Here is a 22,058-nt window from a genome sequence, read left to right as displayed (position 1 = left end):
CCGCGCCGCGCCCGGAATTGCGCGTGCGCAAGGCTTCGCGACGCGTCAGCGGGAATCCGGCAAAGATGCGGGCCGTTTGCGGGATAATACGTGTTTTGCGCGCGATTTTCGCCCGCACTTTTTACCCGTCACAGCCGTTTTGCGCGTCATCCGATCATGAGCATCCTGAATCTCTCCGCCTATAAATTCGTCACCATCGAAGACGGCCCCGCGTGGCGGCCGCTCGTCACCGAACGCTGCAACGCGCTCGGTCTGAAGGGCACGATTCTGCTGGCGCCGGAGGGCATCAATCTGTTCATCGCTGGGCCGGTCGCCGAGGTCCGCGAGTTCATCGACTACATCCGCACGGACGCGCTCTTCGGCGGCCGCTTCGCCGATCTGCAATTCAAGGAAAGCCTTTCCGCGAAGCAGCCGTTTCGCCGCATGCTGGTGAAGCTCAAGCGCGAAATCATCACGATGAAGAAGCCCGCGATCAGGCCGGAACTCGGCCGCGCGCCGTCCGTCGACGCGCCCACGCTCAAAGCCTGGCTCGACCGCGGCCACGACGACGAAGGCCGTCCTGTCGTGATGCTCGACACGCGCAACGCATTCGAGGTCGATGTCGGCACGTTCGACAACGCGCTCGACTACCGCATCACGAAGTTCAGCGAGTTTCCTGAAGTGATCGAGCAGAATCGGGCGGATCTGGACGGCAAGACGGTCGTGTCGTTCTGCACCGGCGGGATTCGCTGCGAGAAAGCCGCGATTCACATGAAGGAAGTGGGCATCGAGCATGTTTATCAGCTTGAAGGCGGCATTCTGAAGTATTTCGAGGAAGTCGGCGGCGCGCACTACAACGGCGAGTGCTTCGTGTTCGATTACCGCACGGCGCTCGATCCGAACCTGCAGCCGACCGCAACCGCACAATGTTTCGGCTGCCGCGCGGTGGTGTCGGTCGAAGATCAGCAGTCGCCGTTCTACAAGCCGGGCGAGGCGTGCCCGGCTTGCCATCCCGACGCGAAGGTCGGCGCCGCCGCGTAATGACTTATCGAGGACGATTTGCGCCCTCACCCACCGGCCCGCTGCATGCGGGCTCGCTCGTCAGCGCGCTCGCGAGTTTTCTCGATGCGCGCGCGCACGGCGGACGCTGGATCGTGCGCGTCGAAGATGTCGACGCACCGCGCACGGTTCCCGGCGCCGCCGATGAAATCCTCGCGACGCTCGAACACTTCGGCATGCACTCGGACGAGCCGCCCGTCTGGCAGAGCGCGCGCGGCGACGCGTATCGCGCCGCGTTCGAGCGTCTTCAGGCGACGGGTCTCATCTATCCGTGTGGTTGCACGCGCCGCGAAATCGCCGACTCGCTGGTGAACGCCCACGCGCGCCATGCGACGCTCGCCTATCCGGGAACGTGCCGCACCGGCCTGCACGGCAAGCCCGCGCGCGCGTGGCGGCTGCGCGTGCCGGACGGCGACGCGGCAGTCGTCAGGTTCGTCGACCGCTGGCAAGGCGCGCAGACGCAGGATCTCGCGACCGAAGTCGGCGATTTCGCGCTGAAACGCGCCGATGGACTGTGGGCCTATCAGCTCGCGGTCGTCGTCGACGATGCCGATGCCGGCATCACCCACGTCGTGCGCGGCGCCGACCTGCTCGATTCGACCGCGCGGCAAATCTACTTGCAGCAGTGCCTTGGCGTGCCGACGCCGGAATACCTGCATGTGCCTGTGGTCAACAACGGCATCGGCGAAAAGCTGAGCAAGCAGACGGGCGCGGCGCCGCTCGATCGCAACGCGCCGCTCGATGCGCTCGTCGAAGCGGCGCGGCATCTGGGCATCGAAGCGCCGGCCGCATCGCTGGAAACGTTCTACAGCGCCGCAACGGCGGAATGGGCGAAGCGTTTCGCGCGGTAGACGCAAAAAAGGCAGCCGCGCGGGCCGCCTTTTTCGATTCGAAGCGCAACGAAAATCACGACTTGCGCGGCATGCCCAGACCGCCGAGCAACGCCGCGAGCGGCTGCTTCGGCGCGCTCTTGCGCTCGGGCTCGACCGTTTCTTCCTGACGCTTCATCGCCGAGGGCGACGGCTCGTACGGCTTTAGGAAAAATTCGTCGATGGGCTGCTGACGGCCGCGCGGGCGATCGTGCGTGCCCGTCGTGCGGCGGCGCGGACCCGACTCGTCGCGCGGCGAATGCCGATGCTCCGTGCGCTCCGGTCGACCGAATCGCTCGTCACGACGCGGCGCCGATGCGTCGCGGCGCGCGCGAATCGTCACTTCGAGCGGCTCGACCTGGAGCGGACGCTTGATCAGCTTCTCGATGTCGGCGAGCTGCTTGCGCTCGTTCGCGCTGCACAGCGACAGCGCATCGCCCGATGCGCCCGCGCGCCCGGTCCGGCCGATGCGGTGCACGTAATCTTCCGCGTTGAACGGCAGATCGAAGTTGATGACCGCCGGCAATTCGGCGATATCGAGACCGCGCGCGGCGACGTCGGTGGCGACGAGCGCCTCGATCTCGCCGCGCTTGAACGCATCGAGCGCCTGCATGCGTTCGCTTTGCGAGCGGTCGCCGTGGATCGCCGTCGCGACGATGCCGTCCTTCTCCAGCACGCGCGCGAGGCGGCTCGCGCCGATCTTGCTATTGCAGAAAACGATCACCTGCTTCAGTTCGCGCTCGCGGATGAGCTGCGCGACCGCGCCGGATTTGTCGCTCTCGTGCACTTCGTAGACGATCTGGCGCACGTTCGCATTCGTCGAATTGCTGCGCGCGACTTCGATCGTCTGCGGATTGCGCAGATACGTGGACGCGAGCTTCTTGATTTCCGGCGAGAACGTCGCCGAGAACAGCAGCGTCTGACGTTCCTTCGGCAGCAGATTCAGGATGCGCTGGAGATCGGGCAGAAAGCCCATGTCCAGCATGCGATCGGCTTCGTCGAGCACGAGCATCTGAACCTGACCGAGATTCACCGTCTTCTGCTGAACGTGATCGAGCAGACGGCCCGGCGTCGCGATCAGGATCTCGACGCCACGGCGCAACGCGTCGGACTGCGGATTCATGTCGACGCCGCCGAACACGACCGTGCTGCGCAGCGGCGTGTGCTTCGAGTACGTCTGCACGTTGGCGGCGACCTGGTCAGCGAGCTCGCGCGTCGGCGTGAGCATCAGCGCGCGCACCGGATGACGCGCGGGCGAGGCGCTCGTGTTCGCGCTCGGCAAGAGCCGCTGGATGATGGGCAGCGAGAAACTCGCGGTCTTGCCGGTGCCGGTCTGCGCGGCGCCCATGACGTCGCGGCCCGCGAGGACGACGGGAATGGCCTGCGCCTGAATCGGCGTGGGCGTCGTGTAGCCGGACTCGCGCACCGCTTTCAGGATGTCGGCGGACAAACCGAACTGGTCGAACGTCGGCGCTGCGGCCGGTGCGGTGGACGTGTTCGTGGCGACGGAATCGGACATGGTGACTATATTGGCTTTCGCTAAAATGCCGCACGATGCGGCGCGCGTAAAAAACTCGGTCGGTTGTTTCGGTCGATCGTCGCGATCGGTTGCTTACGCGGATGGTTTCGTTGGTGCACGCGGCGCGTCGGTCAAGCGCAAGGTGCGCGCGCTGGACGGGGCGGCCGGTCAATCGAGCATCACGCCCCGCTCATTGCTCTGTTTCGATCCGCGTGCCGGCGTTCCGATGGAACACGGCTTCGATGACGCCTTCAAGGCACGCGGCATCGCGCGATCTGTCTTCCAAAGCGGCCGGGCGCTCGACGCCCAGTGCCCGCTCAAGCGGCATCGAACGGCGATGCCGGAAATTCTGGACCCGATCCGGCCGCGATTTTTACAGCCGGAAAGCCGCACATTGTAGCACCGCGCGCCGAAGCGCTCCGGCGGCGCGAGAGCGCACCCGGAGCGTACAGCAAGCGGCGCGCCTATTTCTTGCGCGCCCCGCAATCGGCGAGCAGCGGCGGCGAATCTTTCGCGGCCATCTCATCGTAGAGATTCGCCTCCGGGCCCTTGGTCCACCACGTATATTGATCGGCGACGTATTTCGCGCCCGATCCCGCGATCACGTTGACGAACAGGAGCTTACGTCCGTCGACGGTCAACGCCGCGAAGCTCTGATGGTTGCGCGTGTTCGTGTATTGAACGGACACGCTTTTGCCGTCCTTGCAGTCGTAGCGCGTGGTCTGCGTCGACGCGGTCTGGATCTGCGGCACGGTGAGCGGCATGGCGAGCGCCGCCTGGGCGCCGAGCAACGCGAGCATGATCGCAATCGGTTTTTTCATCGTTCGATTCACTTGTGTTTGGTGCGCGAGGCAGCGCTCAAGGGTCGATGACTTCCGCGCATGCGTCGGTCGGCGCGGCAGCGACATGCCCGACCACCGGCACGATTTTCAGTCCCGCCGACGCGATCCGGCACGGCGCCGCCGCAAGTCCGCAGCCCGAAAGCGCCACGCAGACCACGACGAGCGCGGACATCGGTTTCCATTTCACTTGCTCGCTCCCGCCGGCGCGCGCGCCGGTCATCTGGCCGAAACCGGCCTCACCTTCGACGCTGCGAGTTTCGCGCGTTCGCGCGCTTCGCCGGTGTCGGCGCCCGTTGCAAGCGCGACGCCCATGCGGCGCTTCACGAAACTTTCCGGCTTGCCGAAAAGCCGCAGATCCGCACCGGGCACGGCGAGCGCTTCGGCGACGCCCTCGAACGCGATGCCCGCTTCGTCCAGCCCGCCGTAGATCACCGCCGACGCGCCGGGCGCGCGCAAAGCGGTATCGACGGGCAAGCCGAGGATCGCGCGCGCGTGCAGTTCGAACTCGGAGAAACGTTGCGTCGCGAGCGTGACGAGGCCGGTGTCGTGCGGGCGCGGGCTCACTTCCGAGAACCAGACGTCGTCGCCGCGCACGAAGAGTTCGACGCCGAAGAGTCCGCGCCCGCCGAGCGCGGTCACGACCTTCGCGGCGACATCGCGCGATTTGGCGAGCGCGGCCGGACTCATCGCCTGCGGCTGCCACGACTCGACGTAATCGCCCGCGACCTGAACGTGACCGATCGGATCGCAGAAGTAAGTTTGCGTCTCGCCGCTCGCGGGGTCCGCCGCGCGCACGGTGAGCTGCGTGATCTCGTATTCGAAGTCGATGAAGCCCTCGACGATCACGCGCCCGTGATTCACGCGCCCGCCCGCCATCGCGTAGTTCCACGCGGGTTCGACGTCGGCGTCGCTTTTGAGCACCGACTGGCCTTTCCCCGACGACGACATCACCGGCTTCACGACGCACGGAAAGCCGATCTTCGCGATCGCCGCCTTCATCTCGTCGAGCGATTGCGCGAACGCGTACGGCGAAGTCGGCAAGCCCAGTTCTTCGGCCGCGAGCCGCCGGATGCCTTCGCGATTCATCGTGAGCTGCGTGGCGCGCGCCGTCGGGATGACGGTTGCGAGCCCGGCCGATTCGATATCGGCGAGCGCTTCGGTCGCGATCGCCTCGATCTCCGGCACGATCAGATGCGGCTGCTCCTTCTCGACGAGCGCGCGCAGCGCGGCGGCGTCGGTCATGTCGATCACGTGCGCGCGATGCGCGACCTGATGCCCCGGCGCGTTCGCGTACCGGTCCACCGCGATCACTTCGACGCCCAGCCGCTGCAATGCGATGATCACTTCCTTGCCGAGTTCGCCCGCGCCGAGCAGCATCACGCGCGTGGCATTGGGAGAAAGCGGCGTGCCGAGGCGCGTGGCGCCGGTGCGGCGTGGATCGGTCTGCATGAGTGCTCCAGAATCGGGTGGTGAGGTCAACGAGGCGCAAAGCGGCTGAATTGGGCGCGATGTTAACACGCAGCACCAGCGGCGACACTTTGCCGTTCGGCCTATTGACAGGCGAATGCGCGTCGGAATTCCCGGCGCGTTTCCGATCGATGGCAAGCTCCCGAAAGCGCAGCCAGGCATTTTGTTGCATCGCGGCGCTGGACAAATCACAGGACGCGTGCGATACCCTTACGCTTTCGCCAGCTTCAGGATCATCGATGCCCACGCACTTCCCTCGCGCGTCCGCGCTTACCTCGCCGCGCTCATCGTCAAATCCACTGTGGCGCCGCAAGAAGGCGCTCGCGCTGGTCTCCCGCACGTGCGCGCTCGTGGTCGCGGCGAGCGTCGTCGCCGGCTGCGCGATGCCGAAGCACACCGATGCAAGCGCCCCGCCCACCGATCCCTATAATCCTGCCGCCACGCAACTGCTCGACGATACGCATTGGGCGCTCACGAGCTGGACCGATGCCAGCGGCCAGCCGCGCGCCGTCCCGCACGCGGGCGAGAACAACGCGCAGCCGCTCACGCTCGATTTCTCGACCGCGAACGGACGCCGTCAGGCGAGCGGCTTCTCGGGCTGCAACCGCTTTACGGGCGCCTACGAGCTGAAGAACGGCAAGCTCACGTTCGGTCCGCTCGCCGGCACGCGCATGGCGTGCGTGTCCGGCGCGGGCGCGGCGCTCGAGCGACCGTATCTCGACGCGCTCGCACACGTCGCGAAGAGCGGCGTGCAGATGAATCCGCCGCAAGCGCTGCAACTGACGCTCGACGACGGTCAGGTGCTCACCTTCGCGCCACGTGGGAAATGATGTGTTGCGTACTCGCGGCAGGAACGTCGTGCGCGTGCGCCAGCCGTTAAACTGCTCGATCGAACAGCCCGGCCGACCGGCGATCTCGTTGCGCCCGGGCAGCAGTCTCATTTGTTTCACCCAACATTGATTCAATCTCAAGCATGCACATGGTAGTTCTCGGCTGGTTCGGTGCATCGGTCGTCTGGTTCCTTCCGCTCTTCTGGCGCATCGTCAAACAGGCGCTGCCCGGCGGCGCAGGCGTGCGCGGCCCCGGCACGATCCGCCTCTGGATCGGGTTTGTCGCCGTGCTGATCGCGAGCAGCACGCTCGAAGGCGCGCTCGCAAACTCGCTCGAAACGCAGGCGAACATCAATCGCATCGGACTCGCGCTCGCCGCGGCGCTGAGCGGCCCGGCGCATCTGGCCGGCGCGGGCGCGATCGCGGCGCTCGTGCTCGCCATCTTTCTGCCCTGGCTGATCGAATTCAGCTGGCGCTCGGTGCTCGCATGGGCCGACGAAGCGTTCGGCTTCGGCCTGCCGCAAAGCTGGCTCACGCCCCACGAACGCGAAAGCGAGTCGCGGCAACAGTCGACGACCCGTGACAAGGCGCGCGACAAAACGCGTGACAAGACGGCGAACTGGTTCGAACGGCGCGCCCGCGCGAAGACCGCACGCGATTCGCAGGAACGCGCCCATCGCGCCGAGCGTTTCGATTCGCCGACGCCGCGCACCTTGCCCGACGAGCCGACGCTCGGTCTGCCGACCGGTCATCGCAGCACACGTTATCAGCGGCCGACGGCATGGCGCCCGCCCGCGACCGGCAAGAGCGGCGCGAGCCGCACGGTGGCGGCCGCCGCGAGCGCCGTCGCCACGGCCGAGGCGTACGCGAAACGCCCCGCCTTCGAGGCCGCAGGCGTCGCTCCTCCCGTGACGCAGACCGAGCCGATGGCGCCTTCGGGCTGGTTGAATTCGTCGCCATCGGCGGCGAATCGCGAGGCCCGCGCGCCGTTTGCGCCGCGTCAGGCGTCGGCGTTCGAGCCTTCCGGATCGGGCCTGCGCGCATCCGTCGCCGTCGACAAGCCGCGCGTCCAGACGCCGCCTCTAGCGCCGCGCGTGGATCGCCCGCGCAGTCCGGCGACATCGATGCCCGCGCAGCGATCGACGGGCGTGGCGAGCATGTCGACATCCGTCGCCACGAATCCCGGCGCGTCACGCCGGTCGCCTGTGACGCAAGCCCCGCAGGGCTTCAGGCGTCCCCCGGCGCGTCCGGCCGCAGCCGCCGCAGCCGTTTCGACGCGCGAGTTCGCGCCCTCGCCGCTCGCCGCGCCCGCGTTCTCGCGTCCTGCCGCGCCGCTCGGACCGCCGACGCCGCCGCCCGCGCCCGAAGCCATCCAGGCGGCGCTGCGCTCGATCGAAGAGAAGACCGCGATGTGGACGTCACTCGCGGGCGCGAGTCTCGCGCGCGGGCATGTGGCGATGGCGCGCGCCGCGCAGCCCGAAGTCCAGCCGGCCACCGACGTACCGGAGCTGGCGGCGCCCGTGAAAAGCATCGTCGAAACGGCGCCGGAAGTGACGCCGCTCGTGGACGTGCAGGAAATCGATGAACGCATCGATCCGCCGTCGATCGACGCGCACGTCATCGCGCCCGCGCTCGTCGAACCGCCCCCGCTTTTCGACATGCGTCTGCCCGAGCCGTCGATTCCCGAATTCGCGGCCTCCGAGCCCGACACGCCGCCCGCGATCGAAGCCGTCGAAGAGGAAGCGGAAGAAACTGCGATGCCGGAGCCGGCGCGCATCGATTTGCCGTCCGAACCGCCGCTGCCTCGCCCGGACGCAACGACGGCAGAACCCGCGCCTGTGGTCCGGGAGCGAGAACCCGAACCCGAGCCCGAGCCGGACCTGCGCGATCTTGCGCAAACGCCGCCTTGGCTGGACGCGCCCGAGCCCGCCGACGAGCAAGGCGAGCCCCCTCCCCCATCGCTGCTTCGAGTGGTCGATGAACCGGACGAAATGCCCGCCGAAGATGAACAACCGGTCGCCGAACAGCAGGCATCGGGCGACGAGTTCGCGACGCCGTCGAACATCGTGCGCTTTCCGGTGATCGCCGCCGCGCCCGTCGCGCCGCTGCCAGCGGTCGCCGCGCCCGCCGCTGCGCCCGTCGTGAATCAGCCGAGCCCGGCGCCCGAACCGCGCCCGCCGGTACGCGGTTCCGCGCCGACGGAATTCGAATTCCACGCGCCGCACGCATCGGCGGTGGAATTGCCGACGCTCGATCTGCTCGAACCCGCATCCGATGAAGTCGAGCCAGTCTCCGAGGAGCGTCTGAACGAAACCGGCCTGCTCATCGAGCAGCGCCTTCAGGAATTCAAGGTGCCGGTCACGGTCGTCGGCGCGTCGGCGGGTCCGGTCATCACGCGCTTCGAGGTCGAACCCGCGCTCGGCGTGCGCGGCAGCCAGATCGTCGGCTTGATGAAGGATTTGTCGCGCGGCCTCGGCCTTACGTCGATTCGCGTCGTCGAGACGATTCCCGGCAAGACCTGCATGGGCCTCGAACTGCCTAATCCGAAACGCCAGATGATCCGCCTTTCGGAGATCCTCGAAGACGACGTGTACCGCAACTCGAAGTCGAATCTGACGATCGCGATGGGCAAGGACATCATCGGCAATCCGGTCGTGACGGATCTCGCGAAGGCGCCGCACATGCTGGTCGCGGGCACGACGGGCTCGGGCAAGTCGGTCGCGATCAACGCGATGATCCTCTCGCTGCTCTACAAGGCGAAGCCCGAGGACGTGCGCCTCATCATGATCGACCCGAAGATGCTGGAGCTTTCCGTCTACGAAGGCATTCCGCATCTGCTCGCGCCCGTCGTCACCGACATGAAGCTCGCGTCGAACGCGCTCAACTGGTGCGTCGGCGAAATGGAAAAGCGTTACCGGCTGATGTCGGCGGTCGGCGTGCGCAATTTGCAGGGCTTCAACCAGAAAATCCGCAACACCGAAGCCGCCGGCAAGAAGCTCACGAACCCGTTCTCGCTCACGCCCGATGCGCCCGAGCCGCTCTCGACGCTGCCGCTCATCGTCGTGGTCATCGACGAACTCGCCGATCTGATGATGGTCGCGGGCAAGCAGATCGAGCAACTGATCGCGCGTCTCGCGCAAAAGGCGCGCGCGGCCGGCATCCATCTGATTCTCGCGACGCAGCGGCCATCGGTGGACGTCATCACCGGCCTCATCAAGGCGAATATTCCGACGCGCGTGGCGTTTCAGGTGTCATCCAAGATCGATTCGCGCACGATTCTCGACCAGATGGGCGCGGAATCGCTGCTCGGCGCGGGCGACATGCTGTTCCTGCCGCCCGGCACCGGCTATCCGCAGCGCGTGCACGGCGCGTTCGTCGCGGACGAGGAAGTGCATCGCGTGGTCGAACATCTGAAGCAGTTCGGCGAACCGGAGTACGAGGAAGGCATTCTGTCCGGACCGACGCCCGAAGGCGGCGGCACGCAGGATCTTTTCGGCGATTCGTCCGATGCCGAAGCCGATCCGCTCTACGACGAAGCTGTCGCATTCGTCGTGCGTACGCGGCGCGCGTCGATTTCGTCGGTGCAGCGGCAATTGCGCATCGGCTATAACCGCGCGGCGCGGCTCGTCGAGCAGATGGAAGCAGCAGGCCTCGTCTCGCCGATGGGCAGCAACGGCAACCGCGAAGTGCTCGCGCCGCCCGGCCCCGCCGAATAAGCGGCGCGCCTGAAGCGTTACCAGAGCCGCAAGCGGCGCAACAGAAAGATCGTGATGGCGGCGCAGCACGCCATCACGCCCACCACGATCCAGAACGACGCCGGATCTTTCGTGCCGGGCAAACCGGCCACGTTCATGCCGAAAATGCCGGTCACGAGCGTCGCGGGCAAGAGCAAGGCGGACATGATCGCGAGCCACAGCAGCTTGCGGTTGATGTCCTCCGAAAGCGCCGCGGCGATCTCGTCCTGCAACAGCTTCGCGCGTTCGTACAGCCCTTCCAGACCGCCGCCCAGGCCGTTCAGCACCTGGATCGCCTGCACGAGCGCTTCCATCGAACGCGGCTCGGCCCATTCGAGCTTGCGCAAGACGAGCTGCGTGAGCGCATTGCGCTCGGGATCGATGAAGCGCCGCACTTCCACGAGCCGCCGACGCACGTCGCCGAGCACGGAGCGGCACCTGGCGTGGCCGCCTTCGAGCACGCTTTCCTCGACATCGTCGAGACAGTCGCCGATTTCGTCGATGCGATCCGCGAAAGTGTCGTTCAGCGCGCGGATCAGGCCCGCGAAAAGATCGACGGTATCGCGGAACATCGCGCCTTCGAGCACGGCGTGACGCAGCCGGTCGGTCGATTGCAGCGGCCGCGCGCGCACCGTGATCATGCGATGCCGGTCGACGTAAAAGCGCAGCGCGCCGGTCGCGCGGTTCGCCTCGCGAGCATCGGGCGCGGTGGCGTCCGGCGTCTTCGCGACGAGCTCCAGGTCCGCGACGACGCCATACATGAAGTTCGATCCGATATGCACGCGCGGACGCTTGTCCTCGCCGTTCAGGAATTCGCGCGCGACGTCCGGCATCGACGTGACGCCTTCGAGCCAGCCTTCGACGGCGTCGTCGTTTGCGGACAGATGCAGCCACGTCGGGCCATCTCCGGCGACGGCTGCGCGCGCTTCGTCCCACGTCAGCCGCAACGCCTCGCCGCCCGCGAAGCTGAATGCGCTGATGAATCCCGGCGGCGCCGGTTCGTTGCGCTTCGCCGGGCGCTCGCGGGCGTCGAATGTATGAGTCGTGTTCAAGTTGCTTTCCCTGCTATTGCCTTTCGATTTCCTCAGTACACCTTTCAGTCGATGCGAAAGACAGGCGTATCAAAAAGGCATCGTACTAGAACTCGTAGCGGCCCCAGAAGAAGGCGACGTTCCCGTCGTTGAGACCGGGAATGTGCGGGATGATCGTCGCCATCACCGACGTGCTCCGGTAGCGGATCGAGCCGATCGGCAGCGCGAGCGGCAACGGCAGGTAATGCGCGATGTCGCTGCGCGCCGTGAAGCCGACGAAGAATCCGCCGCCCGCCTGCAATCCGCCGAGCACCGGCTTCGTATACCACTGGCGCGCGTAGCCGCCGATCGGCTCGAAATTGTGATGCGAATCGGAAAAGGCGAATGCGAACAGGATGTCTTCGTTACCGTTCGCGTCGGTCCAGTGCTTGCCCGCGCCGCCGCCCCACGACCACGGATTGAGTTCGCTGCGATTGTCGAAGCCGTTGATGTGCCAGCCGTAGCCCGTCACGTAAAGATCCCAGGTGCCTTCATGCGCGACGCGCATCACGCGCTGGCACGCCGACGACATCCAGTCGCGCTTGTAATCGCATTCCTTGTCGTCCGCGTGGGCCGCGCACGACACGCACAGCATCGAAATCGTGACTGCCTTGACCAGTGTTGTTTTCATCGTCCGCGCCCGGTCGTTTCAATCGCCGCGATCGACGCGTCACGAAGGCGATACGAACTTGAAATCGACCGGCGAGCCGATCGACAGCCGCTTCGGGTCCGACGCAAGCTCGCCCGTCTGCGGATCGCGGCGGAAGAAATACGCGCTGTCGCTCTCCTGATTGCCGACGATGAGCCAGCGTCCGGTCGGATCGATTGCGAATTCGCGCGGCGTCTTGCCGAGCGTCGGATAGCGCTTGACGAGCTTCAGATGGCCGTTCGCCGGATCGATCGAGAACTGCACGAGTTCGTTGGCGTCGCCGCGATTGGTCGCGTACAGGAAGCGCCCGTCGGGCGACAGATGAATCGCGCCGCCGCCGATCTTCCCTCTGAAACCCGGCGCGATCAGCGAGGCAGTCTGGATTTGCGTGAGCTTGCCGTCGCGGTAATCGAACGCGAGCACCGATGCGTTCAGCTCGGTCGTCAGATAAGCGTGCTTGCCGCTTGCGTCGAAGACCAGATGGCGCGGCCCGGAACCCGCCTTGATCGGTGTGTAGCGCGATTCGGTCGGACCCAGCAGACCGCGGCTCGATGCGGACGGATCGGCCGTGTACCGATAGGCGAACACCTTGTCGACGCCGAGATCCTGCGCGAAGAGATACTTGCCGTCGGGCGAGAACACGGTCGAGTGGACATGCGAATTGTCCTGCCGTCCTTTCACCGGACCGGCGCCTTCGTGATGCACCGTCAGCACCGAATTGCCGACGTGGCCATCGGAAGCCAGCGGAAACACCGCGAAGCTGCCGCCCGGATTGGACGCGACCGAATAGTTGGCTGTCAGCAGATATTTGCCGTCGGGCGATATCGCGAGATAGCACGGATCGTTGCCGTCGGATGACACGCGATTGAGAAAGCTCAACTGGCCGCTCGCGCGATCGAAGCGAAAGGCGCTGACGCCGCCGCGTTGCGTTGCCGGGCCGTTGTCGCCGGGCAATTCGTTCACTGCGTACACGTAATGGCGGTCGCGGCTCACGACGAGATACGACGGATTCACCGTCTGCGCCGACGCGATGCGGGACAGCTCGCCGCTGCCCGTGTCGAAACGATAGACATAGATGCCTTCGCTCTTGCCACCGCCCGTATAGGTGCCGATGAGCAGATCGTAGACGTCGCCGCTGGCCGGTTTCGACGCGGCGACGTCGCTCGCGGTGCCCGGCGCGGCGGGCGTCGCGCCCGTTTGCGCGAAGGCCTGCGCCGCTGCAAACGAGAGCATCAGCGCGACGCCTTTCGCCCACGCGACGCGCCTGGCGCGCTTCGGGCGCGCGTCTTGCAAGACGTGCATCAGCGGATTCGCGCCGCAGGGTTGGCTCGGGTGCATGAAACCTCCTCTTCGTCTCTTTGATGCTTGTTATCGGGAGCGGCGCGCGAAACCGCCGACATCGCAAGGCCCAAGGACGTGCGGGAGCAAGTTCCGCTCCAAACGATGAAAACGACGATACACCTTTGCACGACCGGCCAACCGACACGATTCGAACCAACAACAGGAGTTGCCGCGATGACCATCCACCTAAGCCTCGCCCCGCTCGTCTCGCTGATCGCAGGGATCCTCATTCTCATCATGCCGCGGCTGCTGAACTTCATCGTCGCGATCTATCTGATCGTGATCGGGCTCATCGGCCTGTTCGGCATGGGATCGGCTCATTTCTGACGGGCGCGCGACTGTCGTTGTGACGCCGATTCCCGTCGGCGGTTCCGCGGACGCGCACGAACGCGCGAACGCACGCGTACGGAATGTCCGTGCGCGTGCGCAAAGTGTCACGAAAGAAGGACGCGCGGGCCTGCCGCGCGGATCGGCCGTGTCAGCCGTTGGCGAGCTGATCGAGACGCAGGCGTCCCTGCAGCGACAGCGCACCGACCGACACGCCGGTCACGCCGAACGTATAGCGGTTGAAACAGCCGCGCTCCGTAAGGAACGCGGCGGCGGCGTCCATCGCGTTGCGCGACAGGCCGAGGTTCTTGTGATCGAGCGCGAGGAGCATGTCGGCGTCCGATACGCGGCTCGCGGCGGAAAGAATGGCGATGCAGTCAGCTTTCGACGGATAGAGCATGGGATTCTGTTCCTCGAAAACGCTACGTTGAAAACCGGAAGAGACGTTGCGCGAAGCGACTGCATGACCCGCGCGCGAGACGACCGGGAACATACTGAAAGACAAATGAAAGGCACGGAAAGTTTCCGCGCCCTGCTCGAAAAGGCCGCGGCGCAGATGCCTTTCACGGAGCTTCATTCTAAACATCAGTCGAAAGCAGAAGCAACGGTGCGTTCGGCGCTTCGCTAGTCATTTTCCGCCAACCGTGCGACACGTCCCGATGACGCCCGGCCCGGTTTCCTGCTCGCCGTGAACGATTGCGGCAGAATGCGGCCAGAAAGCATGCATGACGTCCGTCGCCCCGACCGCCGACGACGCCGCGTTTCGCTCGGGCGCTCGTCTCCCGAATCGTTTGCTCAACCCGCGGCGCGTTTCGATTCGGCCCGCGCCGCCTGCAGGAAGATGTTCGCTTATGCCCGCACTGATCGAAGACTATGCAATGGTCGGCGACGGCCACACCGCCGCCCTCGTTTCCCGCGACGGCTCCGTCGACTGGCTCTGTTGGCCGCGCTTCGATTCGGGCGCGTGCTTCGCCGCGCTGCTCGGCACGCCCGAGCACGGCCGATGGCTCCTCGCGCCCGACATGCCCGACGGCGAGTCGCCTGTCGTCAGCCGCCGCTATCGAGATGACACGCTGGTCCTCGAAACCGATTTCGAGACACCGCAAGGCGCGGTGACGATCGTCGATTTCATGCCGCTTCGCAACGGCCATTCGGAGCTGGTGCGTATCGTGATCGGACGCCGCGGCACGGTACGGATGAAGATGGAACTCGTGCTGCGCTTCGATTACGGCTCCGCGGTGCCGTGGGTCAGCCGCCTGCCCGACGACAGTGGCATCCGCGCGATCGCCGGGCCGGATCTCGCGGTGCTGCGCACGCCCGTCGATCTCGTCGGCGAGAACATGCACACGACCGCCTGCTTCGATGTGAGCGAGGGCGAGCGCGTGCCGTTCTCGCTGTGCTATTCGCAGTCGCATCTGCGCTTGCCGCACGCATCCGATCCGAATACGCAACTCGCGCGCACCGAAAATCACTGGCGCGAGTGGTCCGGGCAAAGCGAGCTCAACGGCCGCTGGGCGAGCGCGATCCGCCGCTCGCTCATCACGCTGAAGGCGCTCGCGTACGAGCCGACGGGCGGCATCGTCGCCGCGCCGACGACATCGCTGCCGGAACAGCTCGGCGGCACGCGCAACTGGGACTACCGATACTGCTGGCTGCGCGATGCGACCATCACCCTGCTCGCGATGATGCGCGGCGGCTACTACGACGAAGCCCGCGCATGGCGCGCGTGGCTGGGCCGCGTGATGGCGGGCTCGCCCGCGCAGATTCAGATCATGTACGGCATCGCGGGCGAGCGCCGCCTGCCCGAATGGGAGATCCCGTGGCTGCCGGGATACGAAGGCGCGGCGCCGGTGCGGATCGGCAACGGCGCGGTCGACCAGTTGCAGCTCGACGTCTACGGGGAAGTGATGAACGCGCTCCATCTCGCGCGCGTCGGCGGGCTGCAGAGCGATGAAACCGCGTGGTCGATCCAGTGCGCCATGCTGCAACACCTCGACACGATCTGGGAAGAACCCGACGAAGGCATCTGGGAAGTGCGTGGCGGCAAGCAACACTTCACGTTCTCGAAGGTGATGGCGTGGGTCGCGTACGACCGGGCGATCAAGTCGGCGGAAAGCTTCGACCTGCCCGGCCCGATCGATCACTGGCGGGAGATGCGTGCGCGCATCCGCGCCGAGGTGCTGAAGAAGAGCTGGAATCCGAAGCTCAACTCCTTTACGCAGGCTTATGGCAGCGACGCGCTCGATGCCAGCCTGCTACTCATTCCGTTGCTCGGATTTTTGCCGCCAAAAGATCCGCGAGTGACCGGAACCGTACATGCGATCGAGACCGATTTGACGCACGATGGGCTCGTCAAGCGCTACCACACCGCGGAAGTCGCGGACGGGCTGCCGCCCGGGGAAGGCACGTTTCTGGCTTGTAGCTTCTGGCTGGTCGACAATCTGGCGCTGCAGGGCCGGATCGACGAAGCGCATCAAATGTTCGAGCGCCTCGTCGGTCTCGCGAACGATGTCGGGTTGTTGGCCGAGGAGTACGACACGGTGGCGAAGCGCATGGTCGGGAATTTCCCGCAAGCCTTTACCCACGTGGCTCTCGTGCACACCGGGATGAACCTGATGCGTCACGAGGAAGAAATGGCGAAGGCGACCGGTCAGCCGTCCGGCTCGGAACATCACGCCGAATCTGAAGCGCAGGCCGAAATCGACGCTGCGGCGGGAAAGTCATAAATCTCTGTTTTATTGGCGAAATCAGTGTTTTGACGGTAATATTTGTGCAATGCACAAAAAGTATGATTGCAGGATGTGTTGTTTCCAGGCGAGCAATTTCAACCGATCGGTTGAATTGAACGTTTAATGCGCGGAAAATATTGCCTCGACTCAAGTTGCATTCTTCCCGCGTCGATAACGCGCAGGTGGCAACGCGAAAGGGCACGCGAAGCATCGCAGGAAGTCAGTGCCCCGGCAGCAAGGCGACAGCCCGCCGCGCCGCCGGGGATCTTCGAAAGCCGTTGAAGTTCGTCGCCGGAAGCATTGCCGGGATCAACGGGCGTACCGGTTTCCACCGGAGTTACTGGGGCAACCATGCTCTATCAAATTCACGAATTCCAACGCGCCATGCTGTCTCCCCTCACAGCATGGGCCCAGGCAGCATCGAAATCCTTCGTCAACCCGGCCAGTCCGCTCGCCTATGTGCCGGGTTCGAGCCGTCTCGCCGCAGGCTACGAACTGCTCTACCGGCTGGGCAAGGACTATGAGAAGCCGGAGTTCAATCTTCATCAGATCGTCAAGGACGGTCACAACATTCCGATCGTCGAGCAGACGGTGATCGAGAAGCCGTTCTGCCGCCTCCTGCGCTTCAAGCGCTTCGCGGACGACAGCGCAACCGTCACCAAGCTGAAGAACGAGCCGATCGTGCTCGTGTGCGCGCCGCTCTCGGGCCACCATTCGACGCTTTTGCGCGATACGGTCAAAACGCTCTTGCAGGACCACAAGGTGTACATCACCGACTGGATCGACGCGCGCATGGTCCCGACCGAGAACGGCCCGTTCCATCTGGACGATTATGTCGAGTACATCCAGGAGTTCATCCGTCATATCGGCGCGAAGGACCTGCACGTCATTTCGGTGTGCCAGCCGACCGTGCCGGTGCTCGCCGCCATTTCGCTGATGGCGAGCCGCGGCGAAGACACGCCGCGCACGATGACGATGATGGGCGGCCCGATCGACGCGCGCCGCAGCCCGACCTCCGTCAATTCGCTCGCGAACGAGCACTCGTATGAGTGGTTCGAGAACAACGTCATCTACACGGTGCCGGCGAACTATCCCGGCGTCGGGCGCAAGGTCTATCCGGGCTTCCTGCAGCACGCGGGCTTCGTCGCGATGAATCCCGAGCGCCATCTCACGGCCCATTGGGACTTCTATCAAAATCTGCTGCGCGGCGACGATGAGGACGCCGAGCAACATCGCCGTTTCTACGACGAATACAACGCCGTGCTCGACATGGCCGCCGAGTACTACCTCGAAACGATCCGCATCGTGTTCCAGGAATTCCGGCTCGCCGAAGGCACATGGGAAGTCAACGACGAGCTCGTGCGTCCGCAGGACATCAAGCACACGGCGCTTTTCACGATCGAAGGCGAACTCGACGACATCTCCGGCAGCGGCCAGACCCGCGCCGCCCACGATCTGTGCACCGGCATTCCGGAGAAGCACAAGCGCCATTTCACGGCGGAAAAGGCCGGCCACTACGGCATTTTTTCGGGCCGCCGCTGGCGCACGATGGTGTATCCGCAATTGCGCGAGTTCATTCTCGAGCACGACAAGACGCCGAAGACCGAAGCCGTTCCGGCCTAAGGTACGAGCGGTACGAACGCACGAACGCGCCGGTACCGATTCCATCGCGGCAAACAAAAACGTCGCGCCTTGCAAAGGGCGCGACGTTTTTTCTTCCGACCGCGTCGATTCAGCGGCGCGTCAAAAAGGCCAGCAGCAACTCGGTATTCATCCGCACGATCTGCTCGCGCTGCGCCTGCTCGCTGAAATCGAGCCCGAAAGTCGCTTCCAGCGTGAAGCGATTCGAAACGATGTAATAACCGAGTCCCGACAGGATGATGTAGAACTTGAGCGGATCGACGTCGGTGCGAAACAGTCCGGCTTTCTGACCGCGATCGAGAATGGCCGTGAGCGTCGCGACGATCGGCGAAATGAGCTCGCGTATTCGATTCGATCCTTTGATATATCTCGCCTCGTGCAAATTCTCGTTGTTGATGAGGCGCAGCAACTCCGGATGATCCCGGTAGTAATCCCAGACGAAATGCGCGAGACGCGTCATCGCTTCGATAGGCGCAATGCCGTCGAGTTCGAGCGTGCGTTCCGCTTCGACGAGCGCCGATAGCGCATGTTCGAGCACGGCGGTGAATAACTGCTCTTTGCTACCGAAGTAGTAATAGAGCATGCGCTCATTGGTCTCCGCCCGACGCGCAATCTGATCGACACGGGCGCCGAACAAGCCACCGGCCGCGAACTCTTCTGCGGCGGCAAGCAAAATACGGCGCCGGGTGCCTTCAGGATCTCTTTTGATTTTCGGCTGATTCATGGTGGCATGACTCGGGAGCCGCGTTGCCGGATTAGCGTCACGCGGCCCGCATTGGGTACATGACGTGAACGGGCGCTGCCCAGGGTTATTGGGAAACACCGTCCTGCGGTCAAACGGAAAAGCGCTTCGATTATGCGCACATCGAAAGGACGTTGGCAATTGGGAGTAGAAGCCATTCGGCACGACTGTTGACGACTTCGGCGATAATGTCGATCAAAGCCGAGCGTGCGCCCGCGAAACGGGACGCGCGCCGAACAGGCAGCGTGCCCGTCGTCGTGGACGCCGAAGCGTTCTCTTCGCATCCGAAGCGCACCGCGCGATTCCAAACGCGATCTTCGCCCACGCTGCGCCAGTCCCCAAGGCATCATCGCAATTCCTCGTGACCGCAACCTTTTCCAAGACGCTCGCCGAGCGCATCGAAGACCTGCTGCCGCAGACGCAATGCACCAAGTGCGGCTACCCGGCCTGCCGGCCCTACGCCGACGCCATCGCCGCGGGCGAGGCGAGCTATAACCGGTGCCCGCCGGGTGGCGCCGAAGGTGTCGCGCGTCTCGCCGCGCTGCTGGGCGCGCCCGATATACCGCTCGATACGACGCATGGCGTCGAGCGCGCACGGCCCGTCGCGGTGATCGACGAGAACGTGTGCATCGGCTGCACGCTGTGCATGCAGGCGTGTCCGGTCGATGCGATCGTCGGCGCCGCGAAGCAGATGCACACGGTCATCGCCGAACTGTGCACGGGTTGCGATCTGTGCGTGCCGCCCTGCCCCGTCGATTGCATCGCGATGGTGCCCGTGACCGGCGATCGCACCGGCTGGGACGCGTGGAGTCAGGAACAAGCCGATGCTGCGCGCGCCCGGCACGACCGTCGCGTGGCACGTCTGGAGCGCGAGCGCGCCGAGGCGCAGGCACGCGCGAGCGCGCGTCAGGCCGCGCGGGCGGCGCAAACAGCGCAAACAGCGCAAGCGACGCAGGCCACGCAGGCCACGCACGAAGCGCAGCCCGCGAGCGACGATCCGGAAGCGAAGAAACGCGCGATCATCCAGGCCGCGCTGGAGCGCGCGCGCAAGAAGAAAGAAGAGATGGCGAAGCTCGGCGCCGGTCCCAAGAACACGGCTCACGTGAGCGCGGCCGTGCAGGCGCAGATCGACGAAGCGGAAGCGCGCCGCCGCCGTCTTGGCATTACGGACGACGCAAACGCGTCCCATCCCGATAAAGGCGATAAACCCGCGTAAGAACGGACATCGAATCATGAACGCCACGAAGCGCCGCGCGATCTACGAGACCTTGCAGAGCCTGAATCCGCACCCGGTGACCGAGCTCGAATACACGACGCCGTTCGAACTGCTGATCGCCGTAATGCTCTCCGCGCAGGCCACCGACGTCTCCGTGAACAAGGCGATGCGCAAGATGTTTCCCGTCGCCAACACGCCGGCAACGGTGCTCGCGCTCGGCGAGGAAGGCGTAGCGGAATACATCCGCACGATCGGGCTGTATCGCACGAAGGCGAAGAACGTGATCGCGACGTGCCGCATGCTCGTCGAGCAGCACGGCGGCGAGGTGCCGGACAATCGCGAGGCGCTGGAAGCGCTGCCGGGCGTCGGCCGCAAGACCGCGAACGTCGTGCTGAACATCGCGTTCGGGCAGCCGTCTATCGCCGTCGATACGCACATCTTTCGCGTCGCGAATCGCACCGGGCTCGCGCCGGGCAAGGACGTGCGCGCCGTCGAAACCGCGCTCGAGAAATTCACGCCGAAGGAATTTCTGCACGACGCGCATCACTGGCTGATCCTGCATGGACGCTATGTCTGCAAGGCGCGCGTGCCGGAATGCTGGCATTGCGCGATCGAGCCGCTCTGCGAATATCGGCCGAAGACGCCCGCGCCCGTCGAATGAAGAGGGTTTGGGCAGAACCTGCGCATCGCGGTCTACAATAGCGGATTCAGAAACCCGCAATCGAATCAATACGTTATGTTCAACCCCAGCCGCGACGAAGTTCGCCAGTTCTTCACCGAAACGTGGCGCAAGGAGCGCGCCGGCGAGATTCTGACGCCGCTCGAAAGCATGGCCGCCGACTGGATCGGCGAGCATCCGGAATATCACGACGCGCTCGTGAACCCCGAATCGCGCGAAGCCGATTACTCGCCCGATCGCGGTCAGACGAACCCGTTTCTGCATCTGTCGATGCATCTCGCGATCAGCGAGCAGCTTTCGATCGATCAGCCGCCGGGCATCCGCCGCGCGCACGACAGGCTCGTCGCACGCCTCGGCTCGCCGCACGACGCGCAGCACGCGATCATGGATTGCCTCGGCCAGATCATCTGGGAAGCGCAGCGCTCCGGCACCCCGCCCGACACCGACGCCTATCTCGCGCTGATCGAGCGCCGTGCTTCGCGCGACTAAGCATCGAAACCGGACGCATCAAGCAAAACACCCCGCTTCGAGCGGGGTGTTTCGTTGTGCGGATTGCGTGAGAAATCGCGCTTACTTCTTCAGCACGAGACTGCCATCGAGCGATTCGATGTATGCCGCGAGATCCTTCAGATCGCTCTGCGACAGGTTCTGCACCTGCGCCGCCATGATGGCGTTGTTGCGTCCGAAGTTCGGGTTGTTGCCGCCGATCTGATACTGCCGCAGCGCCCAGTAGATGTACGTCGCGTGCTGACCCGCGAGACGCGGATACTCGCCGCTCACCGGCTTGTTCAGACCGGGACCGTGACAGGCCGCGCAGTTGTGGCTGTCGGAAAGCGCCTTGCCGTTTGCGACATCGGCTGCGTGCGCGCTGCCGAACGCCGTCATGCCGATGAGCGCCGCTGCGGCGCTCGCTGCCTTGAAGCTTGAGTGAAGTGCCTTGGACGGCTTCATGAATTCTCCTTCCCGTTGTCGCTTTGCGTTCACGCGCGGATCACTTGTCGGGATTGTTCTTCGATTGGGGAGTCTGCGCAGCGTAGTACGCGGCGATATCGGCGATATCCTGATCCGACAGCGTCGTCGCGATGGCGCGCATCGTGTCGAAATGACGGTCGCCCTTCTTGTAGGCATGCAGCGCATTGGCGATGTACTGCGCGTTCTGGCCGCCCAGCATCGGCACTTCGTACACCTCGGGGTACGCGGTGCGATAGCCGGGGATGCCGTGGCAGCCGATGCACATCGCAACCTTGCCCTCTGCGGCCTTCGCGTTGCCGACGACGTCGGCCGACGCCTCACTCGCGAAGCCGGCGAGACCGGACAGCGCTGCAATCACGGCACATTTGCCGACGAAATTGTTCATAGCTCTTC

23 protein-coding genes are annotated in these 22,058 nt (G+C 65.0%); 12 read left to right on the top strand and 11 right to left on the bottom strand.

The window, feature by feature from the left end:
- Positions 1-156: 156 nt before the first annotated feature.
- Both NCS02_RS04880 and gluQRS read left to right on the top strand, forming a co-directional pair.
- Positions 157-1,020, top strand: coding sequence for a sulfurtransferase (locus tag NCS02_RS04880; protein ID WP_244807851.1), 864 nt, complete (start codon positions 157-159; stop codon positions 1,018-1,020).
- Positions 1,020-1,889 carry a tRNA glutamyl-Q(34) synthetase GluQRS gene (gluQRS, locus tag NCS02_RS04875; RefSeq protein WP_244807850.1) on the top strand — a complete coding sequence of 290 codons (870 nt, stop codon included), beginning with the start codon at positions 1,020-1,022 and terminating at the stop codon, positions 1,887-1,889. Before NCS02_RS04880 ends, gluQRS begins: the two co-directional genes overlap by 1 nt.
- 55 nt (positions 1,890-1,944) lie before the next feature.
- Here gluQRS and NCS02_RS04870 read toward each other — a convergent pair whose 3' ends face one another.
- On the bottom strand, positions 1,945-3,426 hold the full coding sequence (locus NCS02_RS04870; RefSeq protein ID WP_034471240.1) for a DEAD/DEAH box helicase: 1,482 nt from the start codon (positions 3,424-3,426) through the stop codon (positions 1,945-1,947).
- Here NCS02_RS04870 and NCS02_RS04865 point away from each other — a divergent pair.
- Positions 3,425-3,826 carry a hypothetical protein gene (locus NCS02_RS04865; RefSeq protein WP_244807849.1) on the top strand — a complete coding sequence of 134 codons (402 nt, stop codon included), beginning with the start codon at positions 3,425-3,427 and terminating at the stop codon, positions 3,824-3,826. The genes NCS02_RS04870 and NCS02_RS04865 overlap by 2 nt on opposite strands.
- Before the next feature lie 64 nt (positions 3,827-3,890).
- Here NCS02_RS04865 and NCS02_RS04860 read toward each other — a convergent pair whose 3' ends face one another.
- From NCS02_RS04860 to purT, 3 genes are read right to left on the bottom strand one after another with little or no spacing between them, the layout of a single operon-like run.
- Complete coding sequence (locus NCS02_RS04860; protein WP_244807848.1) at positions 3,891-4,247, bottom strand: MliC family protein; 357 nt, start codon at positions 4,245-4,247, stop codon at positions 3,891-3,893.
- A 37-nt stretch (positions 4,248-4,284) separates the two neighbouring features.
- Positions 4,285-4,440, bottom strand: a complete 156-nt coding sequence (locus NCS02_RS04855) for a DUF6726 family protein (RefSeq protein ID WP_308196654.1) — start codon at positions 4,438-4,440, stop codon at positions 4,285-4,287.
- A gap of 44 nt (positions 4,441-4,484) precedes the next feature.
- A complete protein-coding gene (gene purT, locus NCS02_RS04850) occupies positions 4,485-5,717 on the bottom strand; it encodes a formate-dependent phosphoribosylglycinamide formyltransferase (protein WP_008350653.1) in 1,233 nt (410 codons plus the stop codon).
- A 257-nt stretch (positions 5,718-5,974) separates the two neighbouring features.
- On the opposite strand from purT, the gene NCS02_RS04845 reads away from it, so the two are divergent.
- Together NCS02_RS04845 and NCS02_RS04840 are read left to right on the top strand one after the other, a co-directional pair.
- Complete coding sequence (locus NCS02_RS04845) at positions 5,975-6,565, top strand: META domain-containing protein (RefSeq protein ID WP_244807847.1); 591 nt, start codon at positions 5,975-5,977, stop codon at positions 6,563-6,565.
- Positions 6,566-6,708: 143 nt separating this feature from the next.
- Positions 6,709-10,281 carry a DNA translocase FtsK gene (locus tag NCS02_RS04840; RefSeq protein ID WP_244807846.1) on the top strand — a complete coding sequence of 1,191 codons (3,573 nt, stop codon included), beginning with the start codon at positions 6,709-6,711 and terminating at the stop codon, positions 10,279-10,281.
- Between the two features lie 17 nt (positions 10,282-10,298).
- On the opposite strand, the gene NCS02_RS04835 is transcribed toward NCS02_RS04840, so the two are convergent.
- The 3 genes from NCS02_RS04835 to NCS02_RS04825 all read right to left on the bottom strand — a co-directional run bounded on the left by NCS02_RS04835 (position 10,299) and on the right by NCS02_RS04825 (position 13,356).
- Positions 10,299-11,351, bottom strand: a complete 1,053-nt coding sequence (locus NCS02_RS04835; RefSeq protein WP_008350659.1) for a transporter — start codon at positions 11,349-11,351, stop codon at positions 10,299-10,301.
- An 85-nt stretch (positions 11,352-11,436) separates the two neighbouring features.
- Positions 11,437-12,000 carry a phospholipid:lipid A palmitoyltransferase gene (locus tag NCS02_RS04830; protein WP_008350661.1) on the bottom strand — a complete coding sequence of 188 codons (564 nt, stop codon included), beginning with the start codon at positions 11,998-12,000 and terminating at the stop codon, positions 11,437-11,439.
- A gap of 39 nt (positions 12,001-12,039) precedes the next feature.
- Entirely contained in the window at positions 12,040-13,356 is a 1,317-nt protein-coding gene (locus NCS02_RS04825) for a lactonase family protein (protein ID WP_008350663.1), read from the bottom strand.
- Between the two features lie 177 nt (positions 13,357-13,533).
- On the opposite strand from NCS02_RS04825, the gene NCS02_RS04820 reads away from it, so the two are divergent.
- The gene (locus NCS02_RS04820; RefSeq protein WP_008350665.1) at positions 13,534-13,686 is read left to right on the top strand and encodes a DUF3096 domain-containing protein; all 153 of its coding nucleotides are present in this window, start codon (positions 13,534-13,536) and stop codon (positions 13,684-13,686) included.
- Positions 13,687-13,837: 151 nt separating this feature from the next.
- Here the strand turns inward: NCS02_RS04820 and NCS02_RS04815 are convergent, their stop codons facing one another.
- Complete coding sequence (locus NCS02_RS04815; RefSeq protein WP_033536686.1) at positions 13,838-14,086, bottom strand: hypothetical protein; 249 nt, start codon at positions 14,084-14,086, stop codon at positions 13,838-13,840.
- Between the two features lie 105 nt (positions 14,087-14,191).
- Between NCS02_RS04815 and NCS02_RS36270 the strand changes: the two genes are divergently transcribed.
- The 3 genes from NCS02_RS36270 (at position 14,192) to NCS02_RS04805 (ending at position 18,038) form a co-directional block, all read left to right on the top strand.
- Complete coding sequence (locus NCS02_RS36270; RefSeq protein ID WP_284504242.1) at positions 14,192-14,314, top strand: hypothetical protein; 123 nt, start codon at positions 14,192-14,194, stop codon at positions 14,312-14,314.
- A 223-nt stretch (positions 14,315-14,537) separates the two neighbouring features.
- Positions 14,538-16,412: a glycoside hydrolase family 15 protein gene (locus NCS02_RS04810; RefSeq protein ID WP_250480412.1), complete on the top strand. Its 1,875-nt coding sequence runs from the start codon at positions 14,538-14,540 to the stop codon at positions 16,410-16,412.
- 354 nt (positions 16,413-16,766) lie between these two features.
- On the top strand, positions 16,767-18,038 hold the full coding sequence (locus tag NCS02_RS04805) for a polyhydroxyalkanoate depolymerase (protein WP_008350671.1): 1,272 nt from the start codon (positions 16,767-16,769) through the stop codon (positions 18,036-18,038).
- Positions 18,039-18,147: 109 nt separating this feature from the next.
- Here NCS02_RS04805 and NCS02_RS04800 read toward each other — a convergent pair whose 3' ends face one another.
- Positions 18,148-18,780 carry a TetR/AcrR family transcriptional regulator gene (locus NCS02_RS04800; protein ID WP_008350673.1) on the bottom strand — a complete coding sequence of 211 codons (633 nt, stop codon included), beginning with the start codon at positions 18,778-18,780 and terminating at the stop codon, positions 18,148-18,150.
- A gap of 379 nt (positions 18,781-19,159) precedes the next feature.
- Between NCS02_RS04800 and rsxB the strand changes: the two genes are divergently transcribed.
- The 3 genes from rsxB to NCS02_RS04785 all read left to right on the top strand — a co-directional run bounded on the left by rsxB (position 19,160) and on the right by NCS02_RS04785 (position 21,182).
- Positions 19,160-20,014 carry an electron transport complex subunit RsxB gene (gene rsxB, locus NCS02_RS04795; protein ID WP_250522900.1) on the top strand — a complete coding sequence of 285 codons (855 nt, stop codon included), beginning with the start codon at positions 19,160-19,162 and terminating at the stop codon, positions 20,012-20,014.
- 16 nt (positions 20,015-20,030) lie between these two features.
- Positions 20,031-20,675 (top strand): endonuclease III, encoded by a 645-nt coding sequence (gene nth / locus NCS02_RS04790; RefSeq protein ID WP_008350681.1) that lies wholly within the window; start codon positions 20,031-20,033, stop codon positions 20,673-20,675.
- 75 nt (positions 20,676-20,750) lie between these two features.
- Positions 20,751-21,182, top strand: a complete 432-nt coding sequence (locus tag NCS02_RS04785; RefSeq protein WP_008350683.1) for a DUF1841 family protein — start codon at positions 20,751-20,753, stop codon at positions 21,180-21,182.
- An 81-nt stretch (positions 21,183-21,263) separates the two neighbouring features.
- On the opposite strand, the gene NCS02_RS04780 is transcribed toward NCS02_RS04785, so the two are convergent.
- Entirely contained in the window at positions 21,264-21,644 is a 381-nt protein-coding gene (locus NCS02_RS04780; protein ID WP_008350685.1) for a c-type cytochrome, read from the bottom strand.
- A gap of 40 nt (positions 21,645-21,684) precedes the next feature.
- The gene (locus tag NCS02_RS04775) at positions 21,685-22,050 is read right to left on the bottom strand and encodes a c-type cytochrome (RefSeq protein ID WP_008350687.1); all 366 of its coding nucleotides are present in this window, start codon (positions 22,048-22,050) and stop codon (positions 21,685-21,687) included.
- Between the last annotated feature and the right edge of the window lie 8 nt (positions 22,051-22,058).

It is taken from the genome of Caballeronia sp. NCF2 (assembly GCF_023631205.1).
Taxonomy (GTDB): domain Bacteria; phylum Pseudomonadota; class Gammaproteobacteria; order Burkholderiales; family Burkholderiaceae; genus Caballeronia; species Caballeronia zhejiangensis.
The sequence above is the reverse complement of the archived record's forward strand: the minus strand, read 5'-3'. Positions and strand labels throughout refer to the sequence as shown.

Bases quoted from the DNA above. Each gene is read 5' to 3' on its own strand.
- NCS02_RS04880 (WP_244807851.1), top strand. From the start codon at position 157: ATGAGCATCCTGAATCTCTCCGCCTATAAATTCGTCACCATCGAAGAC.
- gluQRS (WP_244807850.1), top strand. From the start codon at position 1,020: ATGACTTATCGAGGACGATTTGCGCCCTCACCCACCGGCCCGCTGCAT.
- NCS02_RS04865 (WP_244807849.1), top strand. From the start codon at position 3,425: ATGGTGACTATATTGGCTTTCGCTAAAATGCCGCACGATGCGGCGCGC.
- NCS02_RS04870 (WP_034471240.1), bottom strand. From the start codon at position 3,426: ATGTCCGATTCCGTCGCCACGAACACGTCCACCGCACCGGCCGCAGCG.
- NCS02_RS04860 (WP_244807848.1), bottom strand. From the start codon at position 4,247: ATGAAAAAACCGATTGCGATCATGCTCGCGTTGCTCGGCGCCCAGGCG.
- NCS02_RS04855 (WP_308196654.1), bottom strand. From the start codon at position 4,440: ATGTCCGCGCTCGTCGTGGTCTGCGTGGCGCTTTCGGGCTGCGGACTT.
- purT (WP_008350653.1), bottom strand. From the start codon at position 5,717: ATGCAGACCGATCCACGCCGCACCGGCGCCACGCGCCTCGGCACGCCG.
- NCS02_RS04845 (WP_244807847.1), top strand. From the start codon at position 5,975: ATGCCCACGCACTTCCCTCGCGCGTCCGCGCTTACCTCGCCGCGCTCA.
- NCS02_RS04840 (WP_244807846.1), top strand. From the start codon at position 6,709: ATGCACATGGTAGTTCTCGGCTGGTTCGGTGCATCGGTCGTCTGGTTC.
- NCS02_RS04830 (WP_008350661.1), bottom strand. From the start codon at position 12,000: ATGAAAACAACACTGGTCAAGGCAGTCACGATTTCGATGCTGTGCGTG.
- NCS02_RS04825 (WP_008350663.1), bottom strand. From the start codon at position 13,356: ATGCACCCGAGCCAACCCTGCGGCGCGAATCCGCTGATGCACGTCTTG.
- NCS02_RS04820 (WP_008350665.1), top strand. From the start codon at position 13,534: ATGACCATCCACCTAAGCCTCGCCCCGCTCGTCTCGCTGATCGCAGGG.
- NCS02_RS04815 (WP_033536686.1), bottom strand. From the start codon at position 14,086: ATGCTCTATCCGTCGAAAGCTGACTGCATCGCCATTCTTTCCGCCGCG.
- NCS02_RS36270 (WP_284504242.1), top strand. From the start codon at position 14,192: ATGAAAGGCACGGAAAGTTTCCGCGCCCTGCTCGAAAAGGCCGCGGCG.
- NCS02_RS04810 (WP_250480412.1), top strand. From the start codon at position 14,538: ATGCCCGCACTGATCGAAGACTATGCAATGGTCGGCGACGGCCACACC.
- NCS02_RS04805 (WP_008350671.1), top strand. From the start codon at position 16,767: ATGCTCTATCAAATTCACGAATTCCAACGCGCCATGCTGTCTCCCCTC.
- NCS02_RS04800 (WP_008350673.1), bottom strand. From the start codon at position 18,780: ATGAATCAGCCGAAAATCAAAAGAGATCCTGAAGGCACCCGGCGCCGT.
- nth (WP_008350681.1), top strand. From the start codon at position 20,031: ATGAACGCCACGAAGCGCCGCGCGATCTACGAGACCTTGCAGAGCCTG.
- NCS02_RS04785 (WP_008350683.1), top strand. From the start codon at position 20,751: ATGTTCAACCCCAGCCGCGACGAAGTTCGCCAGTTCTTCACCGAAACG.
- NCS02_RS04780 (WP_008350685.1), bottom strand. From the start codon at position 21,644: ATGAAGCCGTCCAAGGCACTTCACTCAAGCTTCAAGGCAGCGAGCGCC.
- NCS02_RS04775 (WP_008350687.1), bottom strand. From the start codon at position 22,050: ATGAACAATTTCGTCGGCAAATGTGCCGTGATTGCAGCGCTGTCCGGT.